Here is a 6,969-nt window from a genome sequence, read left to right as displayed (position 1 = left end):
ATTTAGCGGTTAGCTACTTTCTTTGCTTATCCTTTGGTACTACGCAGGTTCCGCTAGCCCTGCAAACAATTATAGGGGTCTCTAAAACTTCAGCAGCTGAATCATTTATATCTGGTCTTGATTGTATAACCTTTCTTGCTTCAAATTTCATCTTTCTTGATGTATTACCTACCTTTTCTATATAACCTTCTGCCTCTATGTAATCACCGGCATAGACAGGAGCCAAAAACTCTACACTATCATAGGCACAGAAAAGGCCTTCATCTCCATCATTTCTTATTAAAAGTTCTGTGGCTACATCTCCGAATAGCGCCAGCATCCTGGCACCATCTACAAGATTTCCACCATAATGTGCATCATGGGCACTCATCCTTAGTCTGATAATAGCTTTTTCCATTTGATAACCTCCTAAATAAATTTTCGCAGGAATACTTATCTCCCAAATTCTATATCAGGCCATATATATATTCAATACATTTTCAATTTATCCTTTATTTTTTTGTGAGAATTTCAACAATAAATTTTCTAAATCTTCAATACGACAACATATTCTTTATCCCTTCCAGGAGCAGCTTTGATTTGTCCTCTGCTGCTTCCAGTGACACATCCACAACCCCTATATAAATCTTCAGCTTAGGCTCTGTGCCTGAAGGTCTCATGGCAAACCAATTATCTCCCTCAAGCACAAAATACAATACATTGTCCCTGGGAAGCTTTATAGGTCCTTCATAGGTCAAATAGTCTTTTATTTCACAAATCTTCATGCCTGCTACAGATTCCGGAGGATTGTTTCTCATATTATCCATCATATTGGTTATGGCTAAAGCACCTTCCTTACCCTTCAGCACAATTGACAAAAGCTCCTCCCTGTGATAGCCATATTCTTCATAGAGCTTTAGCATAGCATCATAGAGGGTCATGCCCTGCTTTTTATAGAAGGCTGCCATCTCTGATATTAGCATAGAAGCTATGACTGCATCTTTATCTCTCACAAAATTACCCGTAAGGTATCCATAGCTCTCCTCATATCCAAATACAAAATGCCTTCCTCCCTCATCATCCAGCTCCTTTATCTGCTGGGCTATATACTTGAATCCTGTCAGAGTGGATACAGTGTCTATTCCATAGCTTGAGGCAATCTTCTCCGTCATTCTACCCGTTACTATAGTATCTACGAAAAAGCTGTCCTTTTTAAGTAAACCTTTATTCTTAAGGGAACTGAATATATAATGTCCCAAGAGCACTCCTGTCTGATTTCCTGAGAGCTTATAATACTCTCCATCAGCCTTCCTTACCATGACTCCAACCCTGTCGCAATCCGGATCCGTTGCCAGAATCAAATCAGCATCTACCTTTTTTGCCAGCTTAAGTGCCAGGTTGAAGCTTTCCTTTTCCTCTGGATTAGGATATTCCACAGTTGGGAAGGAACCGTCAGGCTTCTCCTGCTCTGGCACCACATGTACATTCTCAAAACCTATCTCTTTTAATACCCTTCTCACCGGCATATTTCCCGAACCATGGAGGGGAGTATAAACTATGCTAATATCCTTTACTTCCTTGATTACTTCCGGATTTAAACTCAGAGATTTTACCTTATTAATATATATCTTATCCATCTCTTCGCCTATTATATGAAGATTATCAAAGCCCTCCAAGGAGCAACCGTCCAGACACTGTATTCCTGAAAAGTCCGATATGCTGTTTATCTCCTCCATCAGCTCTTTGGCCACTGGATCAACTATCTGGCCTCCATCCTTCCAATAGACCTTGTATCCATTGTACTCCGGAGGATTATGGCTGGCAGTTATGACTATGCCTGCCATGGATTTGGTCTCCCTAACTGCAAAAGACAGCTCCGGTGTAGGCCTCAGATCCTCAAAGAGATAAACCTTTATTCCACTTGATAGCAGCACTCCTGCAGCTTCCTTTGCAAACTCCCTGGAAAAATGCCTTGAGTCATGGGCTATTACCACCGATGGCTCATCTTCTCCCTGTTTTAATATGTAATTGGCAAGGCCTTTGGTAGCCCTGGCAACAGTATACTTGTTCATCCTGTTAGTACCTGCCCCTATTATTCCTCTAAGACCTCCGGTACCAAAATGCAAATCTTTATAAAAACGATCTTCTATTTCCTTTTCATCATTTATGATATCCCTTAGCTCCTTCCTGGTAGCTTCATCAAAATATTCTCCATTCATCCATTCTTCATATCTCCTTTTATAATCCATAGACATCCCTCCTGTAAATTTCTATCCTCCTGACATGATGCTTCCTCGTAACAATTGTGAACCGTTTCCTATTATATATAGTATACTTTACCAAAGGAAAATAAAACCTCTGCTAATTATTAACTGCAGAGGCTATCTTCCAACTTTAATGATGATTCTAGTTGTTGATTATAATAGAAGTGGCTTTAATGCCTTCCAAATTCTCTTCTCCTATGAGGTTGATTCTTTGCCCCGGAGATAATGCATCTATTGTGAGTATATTCAAAAGCAAATCTCCTACCCTTGTATTTGAGAGAAATACCTTCTTTTCCGTAGTTAAGCCCTCTTGATCCACTATCTCAACATACATTGTTTCATTTAATATATCCACTTCAACTATAGTAGCTAAGGTATTGATTTGTGTCGTCATCTCAATGGTTTTGATCCAGTCTACTACTCCTGATAAGGCTTTTAGCTCTACATACAGTCCGGGTCTTAATGAGTATACATCTGATAACTGACCGTTGATTATTATATTTTCCTTCATTAAATCCTCAGGTACTGTATACTCAACCAAATCCTTGTTTTGTTTTTCAACCAATATCTTAGGCTGAGAATTTCTAGTATATGTAATGGTATCTATAATACCTCTGTCTATAACCTCCTCTGCTGTGCTGCTGTCAGCAGGTGCGGTGGTAGTCTGGCTGTCGTCAGTTATATCTGTAGGTGTTTCCTCTACAGGTGTCTCTTTTGTCTGGTCTTCAATGTTTTGTCCAGGTAAATCAGAGGTATCTGTGCTAACAACTGTTTTCACATACTCACTGCTTGCAATATCTAACATTTTCGCAAACATGGCACGAGTCACCGGCATGTTAGGATTGAAAAGGCCTTCTGCATCCCCTTTGCCATCTACTACACCTATCTTTATCATGTGATCAACATAGATTTTATACATTGAAGGAATCTCCAATGCGTCTTTAAATAAAAGGGTTACTGGTGGCTTCGATGTATCAAGTTCAACTCCAAAGGCTCTGCCCAGGTAAACACATATATCCAGTTTAGTTGCATTAGGTTTTTCTTCAAACCTGGGAAGCTCAATCTCTGCTTGTACTATGTTCTTATCTATACAATAAGCCACTTCTGGCTTGGCATATTCGGGTACCTTATATTTTTCTAAAACTTCCCTGTGTTTGCTGACTATATCCGTCAAATCCATAATACCCGTGCCCATCATAGTACCTATAGCCTTTATGGCTGAATATTTAGTAACTACCACATCCGGGCTGAACACGTCCTCTGCTGTACCATTCATCAGCCCTTTATCATGAACACTTATAATATGGGCTTTTGCCCAGTTATTTTCGATATCTTTAAAAGGAGTTTCCGCATATGTCATTGATACAGTGCTTAAAAAAACTGTTGCTGCTGTTAATACTGCTGCTATCTTCTTGTACTTCAAAATTATCCCTCCTAGAAAAATTGGTTTCGAGTTTTCAGTATAACTGTCCGTTCTCGTTTCTGGTTGCTAACTTAAATTATTCCAAGTGCTCTTCAGTGATCTAATAAATAGCCGATAGGAATACCTAAATTCTCGGACTAGAGGCTAGCGGCTAGTGACCAGAGACCAGAGGCCAGGGACCAGAGACCAGAGGCCAGGGACCAGAGACCAGAAGCCAGTAGCCAGTAACTCCGAGTTCAACTATCTGAGCTCTGAGTTCGATTATATATTTATTCTCCCTCGCCTCCTACTTTTCCTTCTTTCTTTATCCAATAACGACAACTTTTACAAATATATTTCGTCTTAATTAAAGAGTTGCTACAGGGTCGGATTACATATATACTAAATGATAGAAAGTTATGTAGTTTTTGACGATGTTTCCAGGAGAAAAGTTCTTAAATTCGACAATGGAGGAGGAAAAAGATGAGAAACTTAAAATTGACAGCACTATTGATGGCAATAATACTTATTTCAGGAAGCATACTATCTATTAACGGCTTCGCAGACACCATAGGCAAAGAAGCAAGAGCCTGTGAAGCATTAGGTATTTTAGTAGGATCTGATGCTGATTCAGGTGTTACATCTGAATATTTAGCTACAACTCCCTCTAGACTTACAGCACTCATTATATTCCTGAGGATTCAAGGTTTGGAAGGAGAAGCTCTCACCTATGATGGAGAAAACAATTTCGTAGATGCCACAGATCTAAAATGGATAGTCGGGAGGAATTACCTTGCCTATGCCAAGGACAACCCTGAGCTTGGTTGGGTCGGCAGCCCTGACGGTAAATTTTTGCCCAACAACACCATCGATGCCAAAGCCTTTTATAAGGTAATGTTGGAAACCTTAGGCTACAAGCAGGACTTGGATTTTACATATGGAAACACATTGAAATTTGCTGAAAGCATAGACTTGATATCCAGTGCTTCCAGCATGGAGAAAAAAACAAGCTTTACAGTAAACGATGTGGCAAAAGCCATATATAGCACCCTGAATACAAAGCCAAAGGGTGAAACGAAAAATCTTGTTACTCTCATGACAGAAAAAGGCATACTAGATGAAGAAAAAGTAATAGACGCAGGATTTAAAATCGATATAACCCCTGTAGAAGTACTATCCTTTGAAAGAATATCCAATAACAGACTGGTATTGGAACTGGATCAGGAATTCCCTCTGAGCAAGGATGATATCACCATCTATTCAGAAAGCAGCAACAGAGAAATAAATGTGACAGATGTAGCTATAATAGGAAGCAAAGCCTACATAACCACTGCTGATGTAGCTCCTTTTACTGCCTATGAATTATCCATAGACATGGATACACCTATTAATGGCATGGCAATAAAGGATTACAGCATAAGATATGTAGCTCTTCCTAGAGATACAGAAAGGCCAAGAGCCACAGCAGATGTTATGGGTAATAATATTGTAAAGATTACCTTTAATGAAGAAGTTCAAAGGTCTGACGCAGAAGATATCAGCAACTATATAATCAAAAATGATCTATCAGTATACAACGCTGAACTGGACTCTACAGGAAAAATTGTGACTTTAACCACTGCTCCTCAGAGAGAAGGATATATCTATTGGCTCACTGCTCAGAATGTGAGAGATATATCGGGAAATACAATGGAACCATTGGAAAAGCGTTTTACCGGTATGATGAAAGACCAGTATAAACCTAATGTAACAATGGTTAAAGCAGATGGCAGCAGGAGTATTCTGGTATACTTCAGTGAAGCATTAAACAGAATAACTGCCGAAAGAATAGAAAACTATATTATAGAAGGAAATGCTCTAACAATAGAAGAAGCAATATTGGATGAAGAAGAAAATGTGGTGACACTGATAACATCAGAACAAAATCCTGGTACCACATACAGATTAACCATAAGAAACATTGCAGACTTGGCAGACAATGTCATGTATGATACCACCAGAGGATTTACAGGAGCCACTATAGATACTTCTGTACCTAAAGCCTCTGTAGTAGCTCTATCAAGCAACGAGCTGGAAATCACATTTAGCAAGAAAATTGATAAATATTCTGCTGAAAACATCGAAAACTATTTAATAGATAATGATATACAAGTAACTAGCGCTGTTTTGGATGGAAGCGGTAAAGTGGTAACCCTCATTACAGAGGATCAGACCGCAAACAAGAAATATAGATTGGAAATCAACAATATCCAAGACATATATGGCAATACCATGGATTATTTCTCAACATACTTTATAGGAAAATCTAAGGATACAACCCCATTGTCCTATACTGTAAAAAGCGGTAAAGACTCAGTCATAATCACCTTCAGCAAAAGGGTAAATAAAGAAACAGCTGAAGATGTATTCAACTATGAGCTGGATAGCAGTCTTGGATATGCTGCTAAAGCTACTCTAGATGATGACACAGGAAAAATAGTAACCCTCCTGACCAAAACTCAGGAAAATGGTAAAGCTTACAGCATAACCGTAAGGAATGTAACAGATTTGGCAGGTGAGCCTATAAGAACAGACGATAAAGTTGCCAGGAAACACTTCATTGGCTTTGGCGGAACTGATGCGGGTGACCTTAATGTACAAGCCATGAATGCTTTGGACATGAGCACCATAGATATATTCTTCGATAAGGAACTTACAGATGAGGAGCTAAAAGACCTTGAAGTATCCATATTGACAGAGGACGATAGCAGCTATAGTGCCCCCAAAGGGTTGGAATATGAAAAGTATTTCTCTGCAGATAAAGCTACTGTAAGAGTCCAATTTAGCACAGATGGTTCTAACAGTCCGGAAATATTCAGATCTGGTAGAATATATGAAGTGAGAGTATCCAATATTGACAGACTTTATGAAAGCAGTGGAGGAAATATTAAGGCTTTTGCAGGCACAAACCAGAAGAATGAAGCTCCATATATAGTGGATGCATATGCCGTAAACAGCACAGCAATAGAGGTTACTTTCTCCGAACCGGTGAAAGGTGTAAGCCCTTCCCAGTTTAGCATCAGCGGAGTGAGAATAACAGATACATCTGTAGAACCCAATGAAGTAACTACCTCAGCCACCTTATACTTAAGCTCCAGTACACCTTTAAAAGATGATAAAGAATACAAGATAACGGTAAGAAGCGGTATCAAGGATGCTGCTGGCTATAACTCCATAGTAACTTCAGGAAATGGATCATATATAGAGTTCGCTGGTACCTCATTTAAGAATCAGGCTCCACAAGTTGAAAGTATTACAGCTTTGGATGAATACACTATAACAGTA

The 6,969-nt window shown here is 39.2% G+C and carries 4 protein-coding genes; 1 reads left to right on the top strand and 3 read right to left on the bottom strand.

Annotated features, from left to right (window positions below):
- Window positions 1-13: 13 nt before the first annotated feature.
- The 3 genes from ACESM9_RS13425 to ACESM9_RS13415 form a co-directional block, all read right to left on the bottom strand.
- The gene (locus ACESM9_RS13425) at window positions 14-397 is read right to left on the bottom strand and encodes a hotdog fold domain-containing protein (RefSeq protein WP_372999641.1); all 384 of its coding nucleotides are present in this window, start codon (window positions 395-397) and stop codon (window positions 14-16) included.
- Between the two features lie 136 nt (window positions 398-533).
- Window positions 534-2,228, bottom strand: a complete 1,695-nt coding sequence (locus tag ACESM9_RS13420) for a phospho-sugar mutase (RefSeq protein ID WP_372999638.1) — start codon at window positions 2,226-2,228, stop codon at window positions 534-536.
- A 157-nt stretch (window positions 2,229-2,385) separates the two neighbouring features.
- The gene (locus tag ACESM9_RS13415) at window positions 2,386-3,666 is read right to left on the bottom strand and encodes an S-layer homology domain-containing protein (protein ID WP_372999636.1); all 1,281 of its coding nucleotides are present in this window, start codon (window positions 3,664-3,666) and stop codon (window positions 2,386-2,388) included.
- A 462-nt stretch (window positions 3,667-4,128) separates the two neighbouring features.
- Here ACESM9_RS13415 and ACESM9_RS13410 point away from each other — a divergent pair.
- The coding region (locus tag ACESM9_RS13410) for an Ig-like domain-containing protein (protein ID WP_372999633.1) at window positions 4,129-6,969 on the top strand (2,841 nt) is incomplete at its 3' end.

The organism is Lutispora sp. (genome assembly GCF_041687175.1).
In the GTDB taxonomy this organism is placed as follows: Bacteria; Bacillota; Clostridia; order Lutisporales; family Lutisporaceae; genus Lutispora.
The sequence above is the reverse complement of the archived record's forward strand: the minus strand, read 5'-3'. Positions and strand labels throughout refer to the sequence as shown.

What these genes read in the sequence shown, in the direction of transcription:
- ACESM9_RS13425 (WP_372999641.1), bottom strand. Translation starts at nt 397, where the DNA reads ATGGAAAAAGCTATTATCAGACTAAGGATGAGTGCCCATGATGCACAT.
- ACESM9_RS13420 (WP_372999638.1), bottom strand. Translation starts at nt 2,228, where the DNA reads ATGGATTATAAAAGGAGATATGAAGAATGGATGAATGGAGAATATTTT.